Raw genomic sequence first — 13,394 nt, 5'->3', positions numbered from 1 at the left:
TAGTATTTTATATGTTGTTTGCGTGCTTGAGATAATTGTAAAGGATGATCCATTTCGTCTCGTTATTAAATAGTTTAGACGAAATGGTCATTTTGCTACAATAATTATGATAGAACGCTATCCGAGAAGATAGTATGGATTAATTGGGAAGGAATGAGAGTATGTCAAAAATGGTGCATGAATTTAATGATATGATACGAAAGCTTCGAAAAGAGCTGTTCGGGAAAGGGCCGGAGCGAATTCATACTGTATTTACTGAGAACATGGCGATTGCCACACTGTATGGGAATTTGACACCTACTGAGAAATTTATTTCGGGAACTATGGATGGTGCGGAAATGGTTCATATGGCTCGAACGAAAATGATTCAAGAAGTTTATGCTGCTAATACTCATGAACATTTAGAAGAACTTGTTGGGGCGAAGTTAGTTCATCTGTTTTCGGATATGAAAGTAGATGAAGATATTGCAGTTTCGGTGTTTGTCTTTGATAAAAATATAACGTGAGAGAAGGATACTCATCGTGAAATCAATACAGGTGGAACGGGGAATTTTTCGTTATGAGCAAGGTGAATTTAAACATATAGAGGACAGCATTGTAACAGAGTTTCCTGTTACGGTTAAAATGAACGGACAGGAATTTGTTACAATGGTTAGTACCCCAGAGTATATTGAAGATATGGTAATCGGCTATTTAGCATCTGAAGGTATTATCCGAAAGTATGAAGATATTGATGAAATATGGGTGCAAGAAAAAGAAGGATATGTGCATGTAAAAACGACAAGAATCAATCCTTATTATCGTGACATGCAAAACAAACGTTATATTACTTCGTGCTGTGGAATGAGTAGGCAAGGGTTTGTTTTCGCAAACGATGCGCTGACGGTGAAAGAGATGAATGATATTCGCGTAAAAGTCTCTACCGAGGATTGTTTTCGCCTAATGAATGAAATGCAGCAATCGGCGTCTACGTTTCAACATACAGGCGGCGTTCATAATGCAGCTTTATGTGATGTGAATGGAATTGTTTTAAGTCGCATGGATATAGGGAGGCATAACGCTTTAGATAAAATTTACGGTTATTGCTTAAAAAATAACATTTCGATTGGTAATAAAATTATTGTTTTTAGCGGCCGTATCTCTTCTGAAATTCTATTAAAAGTTGCGAAAATTGGCTGTGAAATTATATTGTCAAAATCCGCTCCAACTGAGTTAGCCTTACAGCTAGCGGAGCAGTTAGGGATTACTACAATCGGCTTCATTCGTAATAAATCTTTAAATGTATATACGCATCCAGAGCGGGTCATAAATATAAAATAAGTAGAAACGAGGCAATAAATATGAAATCTGTTACATTAGACAAATTGGATCGTCCTTTAAGGGATTTACGTATTTCTGTTACCGATCGCTGTAATTTTCGCTGTCGATATTGTATGCCAGAAGAAATATTTGGTCGTGATTATTCTTTTTTGTCTAATGATAAAATTTTATCTTTTGATGAAATTGAAAGGATTACACGCATTTTCGTTTCTTTAGGTGTAAGAAAGTTACGCATTACTGGGGGAGAGCCTTTACTTCGGAGAAACCTTCCTGAACTCATACAGCGCTTAAACAAAATTGATGGAGTAGAGGATATCGGTTTAACGACAAATGGATCCTTGCTTAAGAAGTTTGCTCCTGATTTATATAAGGCCGGATTATCTCGTGTGACAGTTAGTTTGGATTCTTTGGACGAAGAGCGGTTCTCTTATTTAAATGGAAACAGAAGTAAAGTAAAAACGGTTCTTGCAGGAATACAGGCTGCAGCAGAAGTCGGAATGAAAATTAAAATGAACATGGTTGTTCAAAAAGGAAGAAATGAACAAGATATTGTTCAGATGGCAGAATACTTTAAAGAGAATAAGCATATTTTGCGATTTATTGAATATATGGATGTCGGAAATTATAACGGTTGGGAATTAGGTGAAGTAGTTTCTAAGCAAGAAATATTAAAGATGATTCATAAAGTTATGCCACTTGAAAAAATTGAGGCGAACTATCCTGGTGAAGTTGCGACACGTTATCGTTATAGCGGTAGTGATGAAGAAATAGGAATTATTTCATCTGTAACAGATTCCTTTTGCTCATCATGTACAAGAGCGCGTATTTCCGCAGAAGGAAAATTGTATACATGTTTATTTGCTTCTAAAGGAAACGATCTTAAAGAGTTACTTCGCTCTGGATATACGGATGAGGAGATTACTCATGTTATTCGTGGCATTTGGAATAATCGTTCCGATCGCTATTCAGAAGAACGGTTAAGCAATACAAATAAAAAAGCATTGCCGAAAATTGAAATGTCGCATATTGGTGGTTGAGAAATTGCTATGAAAGAAGGCTTTTCGATGCTTCTTTTTGTTGTGATTAATAATGGGAAGTTTGCAAGTCTTGTAGATTTTCTATGAGTATAGTAAAAATGATGATTGATATTTCTGTAATAGACATGCAGAGAAATTAAGCAGCATTCAAAAATCCTTACTGAGTTAAGGTTTTTTGAAGCTGCTTTTTTAGTCCCACATTAACGGGCAGTAAGACTCCCACCTCAAAATTTGGCGAATGCAAGGAAGCTAGGTGGGAGGTCAACTGCCCGTAAATGCCCGATTGGTTCAACTAATAATCAGTGGGGATGAACAAAACCCCCACTGATTAAAGTTTCACTTTATTGAGAAAAATGGAGGAATTGGTTATGGCATTTCATAAACCGGAACAAATCGCTGCACTTGTGATTGAATCCGGTGTTCAAAAGGTAAGGCAGCCACTATCAGCTATGCTTATCCTTGGTTTTTTAGGAGGAGCATTCATTTCATTAGGATTTTTACTTAATATTCGTGTTCTAGGTAATGTACCGGAGCAATGGGGAAGTTTAGTCAATTTTATAGGAGGAGCGGTTTTTCCTATCGGACTGATGCTCGTTGTTTTAGCAGGAGGAGAATTAATTACGGGAAATATGATGTCAATGTCCATGGCACTTTATGCGCGGAAAATTTCATTGAAACATGTGTTAAACAATTGGGCTTGGATCACTTTAACTAACTTCTTAGGTGCACTTTTCGTAGCTTATTGTTTCGGTCATCTTGGCGGGCTTACAGAGGGTGCGTATTTAAATAAGACGATAGCGATAGCTCAAGATAAGTTACATGAATCTTTCGGGAGAACGTTAATTTTAGCAATTGGTTGTAACTGGCTCGTTTGCCTTGCGATTTGGTTAGCATACGGAACGAACGATTTAATTGGGAAGATTGTTGGAATTTGGATTCCGATTATGGCATTTGTCGTAATTGGATTTCAGCAAGTAGTAGCAAATATGTTTGTCATTTCAGCAGTTATTTTTGCTGGTCATCTTACGTGGATGGACCTTGCTAAAAACTTTGTACCTGTCTTTATCGGAAATGTAATTGGTGGAGCTGGCTTTGTTGGATTCGCTTATTTTTCTTGTTATCAGAAACAAAGTGTGATCGAGAAAGATGTATTGAAAAAATAATCGAATAGGAAACAAATTTTTTACATGAAAGGAAGGCTATTTCATGATAGAGCGATATTCACGTCAACAGTTGTTCACTCCTATTGGAAGTAAAGGACAAGAGAAAATTAGAAATAAGCATGTGTTGATAGTGGGGGCTGGTGCATTAGGAAGTGCAAGTGCAGAAAGCTTTGTACGTGCAGGTATCGGAAAATTAACGATTATTGATCGTGATTATGTAGAGTGGAGTAATTTACAGCGGCAACAACTTTACGCTGAACAAGATGCGATAGAAAAGTTACCAAAAGCAATTGCAGCGCAGAATCGTCTCAAACAAATTAATTCAGAAGTGCAAATTCAAGCTCTTGTGATGGACGCAAGAGTAGATAATATGGAAGCTTTATTAGACGATGTCGATGTCATCATTGATGCAACAGATAATTTTGATATTCGGTTCGTGATTAATGATCTATCACAAAAATATAATATTCCTTGGATTTACGGTTCTTGCGTTGGCTCATATGGCATGAGTTATACGGTTATTCCGAAGAAAACACCGTGCTTACATTGTGTGCTGAAAAGTGTTCCTGTTACAGGAGCGACGTGTGACACCGTTGGAATTATTAGCCCAGCTGTTCAAATGGTTGCAGCGTATCAAGTAGGAGAAGCGTTCAAAATTTTAGTAGAAGATTTCGAAGCAGTTAGGAAAACATTTTTAATGTTTGATATATGGAGTAATCAACAGCATTCTATCAAACTAGGAAAAATAAAAACAGAAGACTGTCCTTCGTGCGGAAAAAATAGAACTTATCCTTATTTATCATACGAAAATCAAACGAAGGTAGCTGTTTTATGCGGAAGAAATACAGTTCAAATTAGACCGGCGCATCATAGTCATTACAACTTTGACGAGTTAGAAAAAGTATTAAAAAAACACGGGAAAGTTGATCGAAATCCGTATTTGCTATCTTGCCAATTAGAAGATTATCGCATCGTCATTTTTCAAGATGGGCGTGTATTTATTCACGGAACGAATGAAATTCAAAAAGCGAAACAACTATACTATCGGTTATTAGGCTAATAGAAAGGGAGTGGTAATGATGGAAAGAAGAGTGCCAATTACAGTTGAAGAGGCTGTCCGTAAAATAATGGGATTTGCTAATCAAGGTGTGAAAGAACTAGTACCACTTGAATTAGCATACGGACGTACATTAGCAGCTGATTTAGTAGCAAATCACGATGTCCCCTCTTTCGATCGCTCGCCATATGATGGATATGCTATTAGGGCAGAAGATACGATATGGGCAAGTCGTGAGAATCCAATTGTATTTGAAGTAATCGGTGAAATTGGAGCAGGTTCCGTATTTCATAAAGAAGTAGGAGCGTTTCAAGCGGTTCGCATTATGACAGGGGCACAAATTCCGAAAGGATGTAATGCGGTCATCATGCTGGAACTGACTCGTCAATATGAAGATGACGGAAACACCTATATGGAAGTGAAGCGTTCATTTAAAAAAGGAGATAACATTTCCTTTCAAGGTGAAGATGCTCGTAAAGGAACAGTTCTCGCAAAAAGAGGTTGTTACATTAATCCAGGTATTTCAGCTCTTCTTGCTACATTCGGTTACAGCGAAGTGCCCGTTGCGAAAAAGCCTGTAATTGGACTGTTAGCGACTGGGAGTGAGCTTCTTGATGTCGATGAACCATTACAAGCAGGAAAAATCCGAAATAGTAATACACATATGATATCGTCTCAAATTCGAAGAGTAGGTGGAAGAGTAAAATACTTTGGGAAGTTTAGCGACGATTTGAATACGTGCTACGAAGCAGTGAAAAAAGCGTTAAGCGAAGTTGATATGTTAATTACAACTGGCGGTGTTTCAGTAGGGGATTATGACTATTTGCCAGCGATATATGAAAAATTAGGTGCATCAGTTCTCTTCAATAAAGTAGCAATGAGGCCAGGTAGTGTTACGACTGTAGCGCAATTAAACGAAAAATTATTATTCGGATTATCAGGTAATCCGTCTGCTTGTTATGTAGGTTTTGAATTGTTCGTACAACCTAGTATTCGTGCATATATGTTTAGCGAAAAACCACATGTAAAACGAGAAAAAGCAATACTCGGAGACGATTTTCTAAAACCGAATCCATTTATAAGATTTGTAAGAGCAAAGCTCCAGTATAACGAAGGACAACTAATCGCTTATCCATCAGGATTCGATAAATCTAGTTCCGTTTCTTCATTAGTAGAATCAAACATTTTTATCGTACTACCAGGCGGAACGAGAGGATATAAGAAAGGGATGTTTGTAGACGTTCTTTTATTAGAAGATAACGAAGGCAGTGAATGGCCTTGGGCATTCCGTAAAGAAGGGAGAGGTTTTGATGGGACAAGCACGATTTGAAATTGTAGATATTCCGATTGTAGTTGAAGAAGTAACGAATAAAGTAGCAAGAAGAGAAGCAGGAGCGATTACAGCTTTTATTGGGACAGTAAGGGAATTAACGAAAGGAAAACGAACGTTACATCTTGAGTATGAAGCATATAAACCGATGGCAGTAAAAAAGCTTACTGAAATTGGAGAAGAAATTAAGGGGAAGTGGCCGGATGTGAAAATAGCAATCACACATCGAGTAGGACGATTAGAAATAATGGATATCGCAGTTGTCATTGCAGTATCATCTCCACATCGTAAAGTAGCTTATGAAGCGAATGAATACGCAATTGAACGTATAAAGAGAATCGTCCCAATTTGGAAAAAAGAATTTTGGGAAGATGGAACGAAGTGGATTGGAGATCAGCTCGAAAATACTCCATATCCAGAAGGAAAACCAGAGAAAGAAGAATGAGAAGATGATTACAATTTTACTGTTCGCAAATTTACGAGAAGAAGTCGGCTCAGAGAGGTTAGCAATAATAGCAAAGCGAGAGATGAATGTTCAGCAATTAAGAAAATGGCTGAAAGATAAATATCAATTACAGACGCTAGATAGAGTTATGGTAGCGATTAACGAAGAATTTGTAACGGACGTAGATATTGTAAAGGCCGGGGATACCGTAGCGTTTATCCCGCCTGTAAGTGGGGGTTAATTCTTTCTACTTGAATACCGTATTTTTTATACAGCAAGGAGGATCATTATGAGTGAGTTTTCGCACTGGAACGAAGAGGGAAGAGCAAAAATGGTGGATATCTCTCAAAAGGAGATTTCAACACGTACAGCTGTTGCACAAAGTACAATTTTTTTATCAAATGAATTATTTGAAGCAATTCAAAGTGGTGGATTGAAAAAAGGTGACCCGCTCCAAGTAGCACAAGTTGCTGGAATAATCGGTGCTAAAAAAACAGCGGATATTATTCCGATGTGTCACCCAATATTAATCCAAGGGACAGACTTTACGTTCCATTATGAAAAGACAAGTGATGGGTATGAGTTAATCATGCGAGCGACAGTAAAATGCAGTGGGAAAACAGGTGTAGAAATGGAAGCATTAACTGCCGTATCGATTGCCGCTCTTACTTTTTACGATATGTGTAAAGCTGTTGATAAAACGATGGTCATTAAAGAAACATATTTAGTGCAAAAAACGGGTGGGAAAAGCGGAGACTTTTTTCAAAACGTGAAATGATTATAATGGAAGGAATGTGTATAATGATTACTCACGAACAAATTATGAAAGCTTTAAGCCATGTAGAAGATCCAGAGTTACACAAAAGCATTGTGGAATTAAACATGGTCAGAAATATAAATATTGATGGTACAGAGGTTGGGCTAGAAGTAGTTTTAACGATACAAGGTTGTCCGTTAAAGGCGAAAATTCAACAAGATATTGAAGACTCACTTCGAAATATTGGGGCATCAAAAGTTTCTTTAACATTCGGTTCAATGACACCAGAAGAACGAGCGGCATTAACAGCGTCGTTAAAAAAAGAGGCTAGAACAGAAACTGGTATGCCTAGTATGCTGCGACCTGATTCGGGTGTACGTTTTATCACCGTAACGAGCGGAAAAGGAGGAGTCGGAAAATCAACTGTGACGATTAACCTTGCTACTGCTTTAGCTCGTATGGGCAAAAAGGTTGGGATTTTAGATGCAGATATATATGGATTTAGTATCCCTGCTATGATGGAAACGATTGAAAAGCCAACAATGATCGATCAAACCGCAATTCCGGTTGTTAGTCACGGTGTTAAAATTATGTCGATGGGATTTTTTACAGAAGGGAATAACCCAGTTATGTGGCGCGGACCGATGTTAAACAAATGGATTCAAAACTTCCTTGCGAATACGCACTGGGGAGAACTAGACTATCTTCTTCTAGATTTACCACCTGGAACAGGAGACGTTGCCATTGATGTCGCCGCAATGATTCCACAAGCGAAGGAAATTATCGTTACAACTCCTCATAACGTAGCTTCATTTGTTGCTTCTAGGGTAGGAGTAATGGCAAAACATACGAAACACGATATTTTAGGTATCGTTGAAAATATGGTATATTATGAAGAACAAGACGGATCAAGAAACTACCTCTTCGGAAAAGGTGGAGGCGAAATGTTAGCAGAACAACTGCAAACAGAAGTAATCGCTCAAATACCGTTTGCGAAGCGTGAAGAAAATAAAGGCTCATGTGTATATGACGAAGACTCGCTAGTTGGGGAGATATTTACTTCTTTAGCTGAGGATCTTATTTATAAAGGATAAGTTGAAATAAAAAGTGGGATACATAGCACGTACGTATTCCACTCTTTATTTTTTATGGAGCTATTTCAATAGTTTTAAAGGCTATATTTAAGATTGCAGTAACTTCGAAACCATTTGCGGAATTTGATTTGCTTGTGAAACCATGCTAAGTGCAACTTCAGTTAACAATTTAAACTTTAAAAAATCACTCATCTCTTGTGCCATATCCGCATCTTCAATTCGAGAAGCAGCAGCTGTTAATGCCATACTTTGGCTATTTAAATTTTCAATATTAAATTGTAAACGATTCATCATCGCGCCGATATCAGCACGATGAAGTGATACATTTTGCAAAGCTTCTTCAATTTTACGAATCGCCGCTCTTGCTTCTTGTTCTGTTGAAATCTTGATGTCATGTTGTGTAGGGGAAGAGGGAGTATGTTGCGCTATATCTATTTCATGGCCGATATCGTCTAACGTAATAGGACGGCTTTGTCCGTCAAATACAGATAAATCGTTAAACTCAGTCGTCTCATCAATATAGCCAATTTGTTCTGTTAAAGACTGAAACTCTTTATTCAGTGAATCACGGTTTTTGTTTGAATTTGTACCGTTTGCTGATTGAACGGCTAAATCGCGCATACGCTGCAAAATATTCGTAACAGTTTGAAGTGCAGCTTCTGCTGTACGAAGCATCGCTCTCGCATCCTCATTATTACGAATCGCAACGCGCATACCACTCGCTCTCCCATGCATACGAGTCACAATCGCAATATTAGCGGGATTATCAGAAGCAGTATTTAACTTCTTACCAGTCGCTAAATACTCCATCGTAACATTCATATGTTTCTCATTCTCATACAACGACTGTCTAGCATTCATACTTAAAACATTCGTACCGATACGCATAATGTACACTCCTTATAGATTGATATATGGTCTTAAAGTTACTAACGGTTATGAAAAGAAAAAGGGGCTTATGTTAATTTCCTGTTTGTGTTTTAACATGGGAGGTGATAGAAATAGGCACTGACCGCTTCTACGCATCGCTGATGCTCTCTTCCACCTAAAAAAGAAAGGTTTTACAAATAATTCGTTTATATAGAAAAAATAAACCTCTCCGCAAGCAGAGAGGTTTATTCATGAAGCTAAATCAAATGGATTATTGTAATAATTTAGAAACCATTTGAGGAGTTTGGTTTGCTTGAGAAAGCATGCTAATACCAGCTTCGTTCAAGATTTTGAACTTTGTCATTTCAGACATTTCTTTCGCCATGTCAGCGTCTTCTACTTGAGAAGCAGCTGATGCCATGCTAGATGCTTGGCTCTTCAGGTTGTTTACGTTAAAGTCTAGACGGTTTAATGTAGCACCTAAAGTTGCACGGTTGTCAGCAATTGTTTTTAGAGCTGCATCGATAGCTCTAATAGCTTGTAGTGGGTTTGCTGCAGAATCATCAGCTGATTTAGCTACTGCTAAATCAGTTGTTGGGAATTTCGAAGCAATATCATTACCCTGTTTACCAGTAGCAGATCCAGCTGTTGTTTCCGTTCCATCGAATGCTTTAAATGCGTTATCTAATGCTGTTCTGTCAGATTCTTTTAAGTAATCTTTGATTTTATCGAAGTGTTCTTTAGCAGCTGCAACGTCTTTACCTGTTGAAGTTGCTGTTAATCCTTTAATTGCATCTTTAGCTGCAGTGTATACATCTTCAGAAACTTTTGCCATACTAAAATTAGTTATAGTTTTGTATACATTTGAGATTTCCAGTGCTTTAGCACCTTTTTCTCCTGATGCAGCGTTATCATAATTTTCAAAAGCTTTCGCAAGTGCTTGAGCATCAGCATTACTTAATCCATCTTTAATTTGATCAAATGATTTTTTTGCAGCAACAACAGCATTATCATCTGATGTTCCGCTTAATGTTTTAATAGTTGCATCAGCATTATCTTTAGTTGCTTGTGTAATCTTACCTGACCCAATATTTAATGTATCAATACCTAGTGCTTTAGTAGAAGCGCTTCCTAATTCAATGCCAATTTGTCTTGAACCATCTTCAGAGTCGAGAGTTTGGATGTTGATTGTTTTGTTAGAACCATCTAATAAGTTTTTGTCATTAAATTGTGTATTACTTGAAATGTAATCAATTTGCTTTTGTAATTCACCGAATTCTTTTTGAAGAGCAACTTGGTTTTTATTTGTATTTGTTCCGTTTGCAGATTGGTTTGCAAGGTCACGCATACGAAGTAAGATATTAGACACAGAACCTAATGCTGAGTCAGCTGTACGAATTAAAGAAATACCGTCCTGTGTGTTGTTAGCAGCTACGTTTAGACCGCTTTCACGTGAACGCATACGAGTTGCGATTGCAAGACCTGCTGCATCGTCAGAAGCGTTGTTGATACGTTTACCGCTTGATAAACGGTCCATAGAATTGCTCATTTTTGCTTGGTTTTGACGCATGTATTCTTGCGTACGTAAACTATTAATGTTTGTATTAATTCTCATGTTAAGAACCCCCATTTTTTTATATTGATTTTTCTGCAAATTGAAAAACGGTAATATGCGAAAAAATCAATTTCGAGATTTATTGTAATCCTTGCTACAATGGGTGTCAACTAAAAATTCGAATTAATAAATATAAAAAAATAACAGTTTAACAATATATTCATTTTTTTATTAAAATATTATTAAAAGGATTATTGCAAACTTTTTTAAAAAACTCTAATATTAGATTATCTTTGTTTACCGAAAAGGTGATATTATGGTAGTTGGAAATATAGTAAAAGAAGTTCTTGCATATAAAAAAGGACAGATTCAGCAAAAGTTAAGTAGTCCGCAGGCGTTCGTTAGTAGCCGTTTTCAAGATCAATTACAGAGTGAACCTGCGAAGGAGACGAAAGTTGCTAAAGAGCCGGCAAAAGTAGAAGATATGAGTCAGCCGGTACAATCTACGAAAATAGAAACGGTTGTTAATAAACTGGAAGAACCTATTAATAAAGTAGAGGAAGCGGCTAAGCCTGAGGAGAAAGCTGAAACGAAGAAAGTGGATGAAGTGCAAGTTGCACAAAAAGAGTTTGAACGGCGTTTCCCAGAAACGAAAAATGAGTCTGCTGATACGTGGAAATTAACGAAGAAGTATAATATTCAAAAAATACGTTCTTCCAATGAAGGCAAGTATGAGGATATTATTAATCGTGTAAGTCGTACATATGGAATTCCGAAAACGTTAATTCAAAAAATGATTGAAGTAGAGTCTGATTTTAATCCAAAAACGGTGTCACATGCAGGGGCGATGGGGCTGATGCAACTTATGCCAGCGAATGTGAAAGAGATGGGTATAAAAAATCCATTTTCACCAGCTGAAAGTATTGAAGGCGGCGTGAAAGAGTTAAGCGGTTATTTAAAGAAAAATAACGGTGACATAGTATTGGCGCTTGCTTCTTATAATGCTGGTCCTGGTAATGTGAGAAAGTACGGAGGCGTACCGCCATTTAAAGAAACGCAAGGATATATTAAAAAAATATTAAATATCGACGTTTCAAAATAAGAAATTTCATATATAGAGAGAACATGAAATTTTCGTGAACATGATATGGGAGTTGGCTAGATTTGAAATTACAAGATGATATTCCGTTAACAATTTATTTTGAAATCGGAAATACGAAAAAGAAAATTGAAGATCTGCTTCATATTACGAAAGGTACATTGTATCGTCTTGAAAATTCAACGAAAAATACGGTGCGTCTTATGCTTGAAAATGAAGAGATTGGAACCGGAAAGATTTTGACGAAGAATGGGAAAATGTACGTTGAAATCGTTGAATTGAAAAGGTAGGGAAGGGGATTGTCATGAGTGGCGATAAATTAAGCCAAGAGCAAATTGATGCCCTGCTGAAAGCGGTAAATGAAGGCGAGGAAATGCCAGCTTTCGCACAAGAAGCAGGAAAGCAAGATAAATTTCAAGAGTATGATTTTAATAGACCGGAGAAATTCGGTGTTGAGCATTTACGTAGTTTGCAGGCGATTGCGTCTACATTTGGCAAACAGACGTCACAAACGTTGTCAGCGCGTATGCGTATTCCGATTGAACTCGAGCCTTCGACTGTTGAGCAAGTTCCATTTACGAGTGAGTATGTGGAGAAAATGCCGAAAGATTATTATTTATATTGCGTGATAGATCTAGGTTTACCAGAGCTTGGAGAAATTGTTATTGAGATTGATTTAGCGTTCGTTATTTATATTCATGAATGCTGGCTTGGCGGAGATAGTAAACGTAACTTTACGATGCGTAGACCGCTAACGGCGTTTGAATTTATAACGCTTGATAATATATTTGCTCTTCTTTGTAAAAATTTACAACAATCATTTGAAAGCGTTGTTGCGATTGAACCGAAGTTTGTAACGACGGAGACAGATCCGAATGCGTTAAAGATTACAACAGCGAGCGATATTATTTCATTACTGAACGTAAATATGAAAACAGAGTTTTGGAATACGACGGTTCGTATTGGAATTCCGTTCTTATCTGTTGAAGAAATTATGGATAAGTTAACGTCTGAAAATATTGTCGAACATTCTTCGGATAAGCGTAAAAAATATACGTCTGAAGTAGAAGTGAAAGTAAATCAAGTGTACAAACCTGTTCACGTTGCGATTGGTGAGCAAAAGATGACATTTGGCGAGATTGAGCAAATTGAAGAAGGGGATATTATTCCGCTTCATACGAAAGTTTCAGATCAACTACGTGGATATGTAGATGGAAAACATAAATTTAATTGTTTTATCGGGAAAGATGGAACGCGTAAGGCGCTCCTATTTAAAAGTTTTATAGAGTAGGAGGATCCATATGAAGCATAAAGTATCTCCTGTGTCATTAATGGGATTAGAAGAATTTGCAGGGAAGCGAAATGAAGCGGGTAAAGCGCATATTGATACCGTTTCAGATATTTCGATTGAACTTGGAGTAAAGCTTGGTAAGTCATCTATTACGCTTGGTGATGTGAAACAATTAAAGGTCGGCGATGTTCTTGAAGTAGAGAAAAATTTAGGACATAAAGTAGATGTATATTTAAGTGATATGAAAGTCGGTATTGGTGAGGCAATAGTAATGGACGAGAAGTTCGGCATTATTATTTCTGAAATTGAAGCTGACAAGAAACATGCAGCGCTTATGAAGGCGCAAAATCAAATGCAGGATAAAGAGTAGAGGAGG

The 13,394-nt window shown here is 37.2% G+C and carries 16 protein-coding genes; 14 read left to right on the top strand and 2 right to left on the bottom strand.

Features of this window, described 5'->3' with window-relative positions; genetic code table 11:
* The first annotated feature begins 161 nt into the window (after window positions 1-161).
* The 10 genes from BAU28_RS26430 (at window position 162) to BAU28_RS26385 (ending at window position 8,203) form a co-directional block, all read left to right on the top strand.
* Window positions 162-506: a Na-translocating system protein MpsC family protein gene (locus BAU28_RS26430; protein ID WP_071720875.1), complete on the top strand. Its 345-nt coding sequence runs from the start codon at window positions 162-164 to the stop codon at window positions 504-506.
* Between the two features lie 16 nt (window positions 507-522).
* On the top strand, window positions 523-1,320 hold the full coding sequence (fdhD, locus tag BAU28_RS26425) for a formate dehydrogenase accessory sulfurtransferase FdhD (RefSeq protein ID WP_071720873.1): 798 nt from the start codon (window positions 523-525) through the stop codon (window positions 1,318-1,320).
* A 20-nt stretch (window positions 1,321-1,340) separates the two neighbouring features.
* Window positions 1,341-2,357, top strand: coding sequence for a GTP 3',8-cyclase MoaA (gene moaA, locus BAU28_RS26420; RefSeq protein WP_071720872.1), 1,017 nt, complete (start codon window positions 1,341-1,343; stop codon window positions 2,355-2,357).
* A 368-nt stretch (window positions 2,358-2,725) separates the two neighbouring features.
* On the top strand, window positions 2,726-3,520 hold the full coding sequence (locus BAU28_RS26415; protein ID WP_070139059.1) for a formate channel: 795 nt from the start codon (window positions 2,726-2,728) through the stop codon (window positions 3,518-3,520).
* A gap of 43 nt (window positions 3,521-3,563) precedes the next feature.
* The gene (locus BAU28_RS26410; protein ID WP_071720870.1) at window positions 3,564-4,580 is read left to right on the top strand and encodes a molybdopterin-synthase adenylyltransferase MoeB; all 1,017 of its coding nucleotides are present in this window, start codon (window positions 3,564-3,566) and stop codon (window positions 4,578-4,580) included.
* 19 nt (window positions 4,581-4,599) lie between these two features.
* Complete coding sequence (locus BAU28_RS26405) at window positions 4,600-5,907, top strand: molybdopterin molybdotransferase MoeA (RefSeq protein ID WP_071720868.1); 1,308 nt, start codon at window positions 4,600-4,602, stop codon at window positions 5,905-5,907.
* Window positions 5,888-6,352, top strand: a complete 465-nt coding sequence (locus BAU28_RS26400) for a molybdenum cofactor biosynthesis protein MoaE (RefSeq protein WP_071720866.1) — start codon at window positions 5,888-5,890, stop codon at window positions 6,350-6,352. Before BAU28_RS26405 ends, BAU28_RS26400 begins: the two co-directional genes overlap by 20 nt.
* Before the next feature lie 4 nt (window positions 6,353-6,356).
* Entirely contained in the window at window positions 6,357-6,593 is a 237-nt protein-coding gene (gene moaD / locus BAU28_RS26395; protein WP_071720863.1) for a molybdopterin converting factor subunit 1, read from the top strand.
* Between the two features lie 48 nt (window positions 6,594-6,641).
* Entirely contained in the window at window positions 6,642-7,130 is a 489-nt protein-coding gene (moaC, locus tag BAU28_RS26390) for a cyclic pyranopterin monophosphate synthase MoaC (protein WP_071720861.1), read from the top strand.
* A gap of 20 nt (window positions 7,131-7,150) precedes the next feature.
* On the top strand, window positions 7,151-8,203 hold the full coding sequence (locus BAU28_RS26385) for a P-loop NTPase (RefSeq protein WP_116500493.1): 1,053 nt from the start codon (window positions 7,151-7,153) through the stop codon (window positions 8,201-8,203).
* Between the two features lie 87 nt (window positions 8,204-8,290).
* On the opposite strand, the gene BAU28_RS26380 is transcribed toward BAU28_RS26385, so the two are convergent.
* Together BAU28_RS26380 and BAU28_RS26375 are read right to left on the bottom strand one after the other, a co-directional pair.
* Window positions 8,291-9,091 (bottom strand): flagellin N-terminal helical domain-containing protein, encoded by an 801-nt coding sequence (locus tag BAU28_RS26380; protein WP_071720859.1) that lies wholly within the window; start codon window positions 9,089-9,091, stop codon window positions 8,291-8,293.
* 253 nt (window positions 9,092-9,344) lie between these two features.
* Window positions 9,345-10,688 carry a flagellin N-terminal helical domain-containing protein gene (locus BAU28_RS26375; protein WP_071720856.1) on the bottom strand — a complete coding sequence of 448 codons (1,344 nt, stop codon included), beginning with the start codon at window positions 10,686-10,688 and terminating at the stop codon, window positions 9,345-9,347.
* A gap of 256 nt (window positions 10,689-10,944) precedes the next feature.
* On the opposite strand from BAU28_RS26375, the gene BAU28_RS26370 reads away from it, so the two are divergent.
* The 4 genes from BAU28_RS26370 to fliN all read left to right on the top strand — a co-directional run bounded on the left by BAU28_RS26370 (window position 10,945) and on the right by fliN (window position 13,388).
* Entirely contained in the window at window positions 10,945-11,730 is a 786-nt protein-coding gene (locus tag BAU28_RS26370; protein ID WP_071720854.1) for a lytic transglycosylase domain-containing protein, read from the top strand.
* 62 nt (window positions 11,731-11,792) lie between these two features.
* Window positions 11,793-12,017: a flagellar motor switch protein FliN gene (locus BAU28_RS26365; RefSeq protein ID WP_000775712.1), complete on the top strand. Its 225-nt coding sequence runs from the start codon at window positions 11,793-11,795 to the stop codon at window positions 12,015-12,017.
* Between the two features lie 14 nt (window positions 12,018-12,031).
* Window positions 12,032-13,018: a flagellar motor switch protein FliM gene (gene fliM / locus BAU28_RS26360; protein WP_071720852.1), complete on the top strand. Its 987-nt coding sequence runs from the start codon at window positions 12,032-12,034 to the stop codon at window positions 13,016-13,018.
* 10 nt (window positions 13,019-13,028) lie between these two features.
* The gene (fliN, locus tag BAU28_RS26355) at window positions 13,029-13,388 is read left to right on the top strand and encodes a flagellar motor switch protein FliN (protein WP_071720850.1); all 360 of its coding nucleotides are present in this window, start codon (window positions 13,029-13,031) and stop codon (window positions 13,386-13,388) included.
* Window positions 13,389-13,394 lie beyond the last annotated feature (6 nt).

It is taken from the genome of Bacillus paramycoides, from assembly GCF_001884235.1.
Lineage (GTDB): Bacteria > Bacillota > Bacilli > Bacillales > Bacillaceae_G > Bacillus_A > Bacillus_A paramycoides.
Note: the sequence above shows the minus strand (reverse complement) of the source record. Positions and strands in the feature narration are given on the sequence as shown.

Bases quoted from the DNA above. Each gene is read 5' to 3' on its own strand.
- BAU28_RS26430 (WP_071720875.1), top strand. From the start codon at position 162: ATGTCAAAAATGGTGCATGAATTTAATGATATGATACGAAAGCTTCGA.
- moaA (WP_071720872.1), top strand. From the start codon at position 1,341: ATGAAATCTGTTACATTAGACAAATTGGATCGTCCTTTAAGGGATTTA.
- BAU28_RS26415 (WP_070139059.1), top strand. From the start codon at position 2,726: ATGGCATTTCATAAACCGGAACAAATCGCTGCACTTGTGATTGAATCC.
- BAU28_RS26410 (WP_071720870.1), top strand. From the start codon at position 3,564: ATGATAGAGCGATATTCACGTCAACAGTTGTTCACTCCTATTGGAAGT.
- BAU28_RS26405 (WP_071720868.1), top strand. From the start codon at position 4,600: ATGGAAAGAAGAGTGCCAATTACAGTTGAAGAGGCTGTCCGTAAAATA.
- BAU28_RS26400 (WP_071720866.1), top strand. From the start codon at position 5,888: ATGGGACAAGCACGATTTGAAATTGTAGATATTCCGATTGTAGTTGAA.
- moaD (WP_071720863.1), top strand. From the start codon at position 6,357: ATGATTACAATTTTACTGTTCGCAAATTTACGAGAAGAAGTCGGCTCA.
- moaC (WP_071720861.1), top strand. From the start codon at position 6,642: ATGAGTGAGTTTTCGCACTGGAACGAAGAGGGAAGAGCAAAAATGGTG.
- BAU28_RS26380 (WP_071720859.1), bottom strand. From the start codon at position 9,091: ATGCGTATCGGTACGAATGTTTTAAGTATGAATGCTAGACAGTCGTTG.
- BAU28_RS26375 (WP_071720856.1), bottom strand. From the start codon at position 10,688: ATGAGAATTAATACAAACATTAATAGTTTACGTACGCAAGAATACATG.
- BAU28_RS26370 (WP_071720854.1), top strand. From the start codon at position 10,945: ATGGTAGTTGGAAATATAGTAAAAGAAGTTCTTGCATATAAAAAAGGA.
- fliM (WP_071720852.1), top strand. From the start codon at position 12,032: ATGAGTGGCGATAAATTAAGCCAAGAGCAAATTGATGCCCTGCTGAAA.
- fliN (WP_071720850.1), top strand. From the start codon at position 13,029: ATGAAGCATAAAGTATCTCCTGTGTCATTAATGGGATTAGAAGAATTT.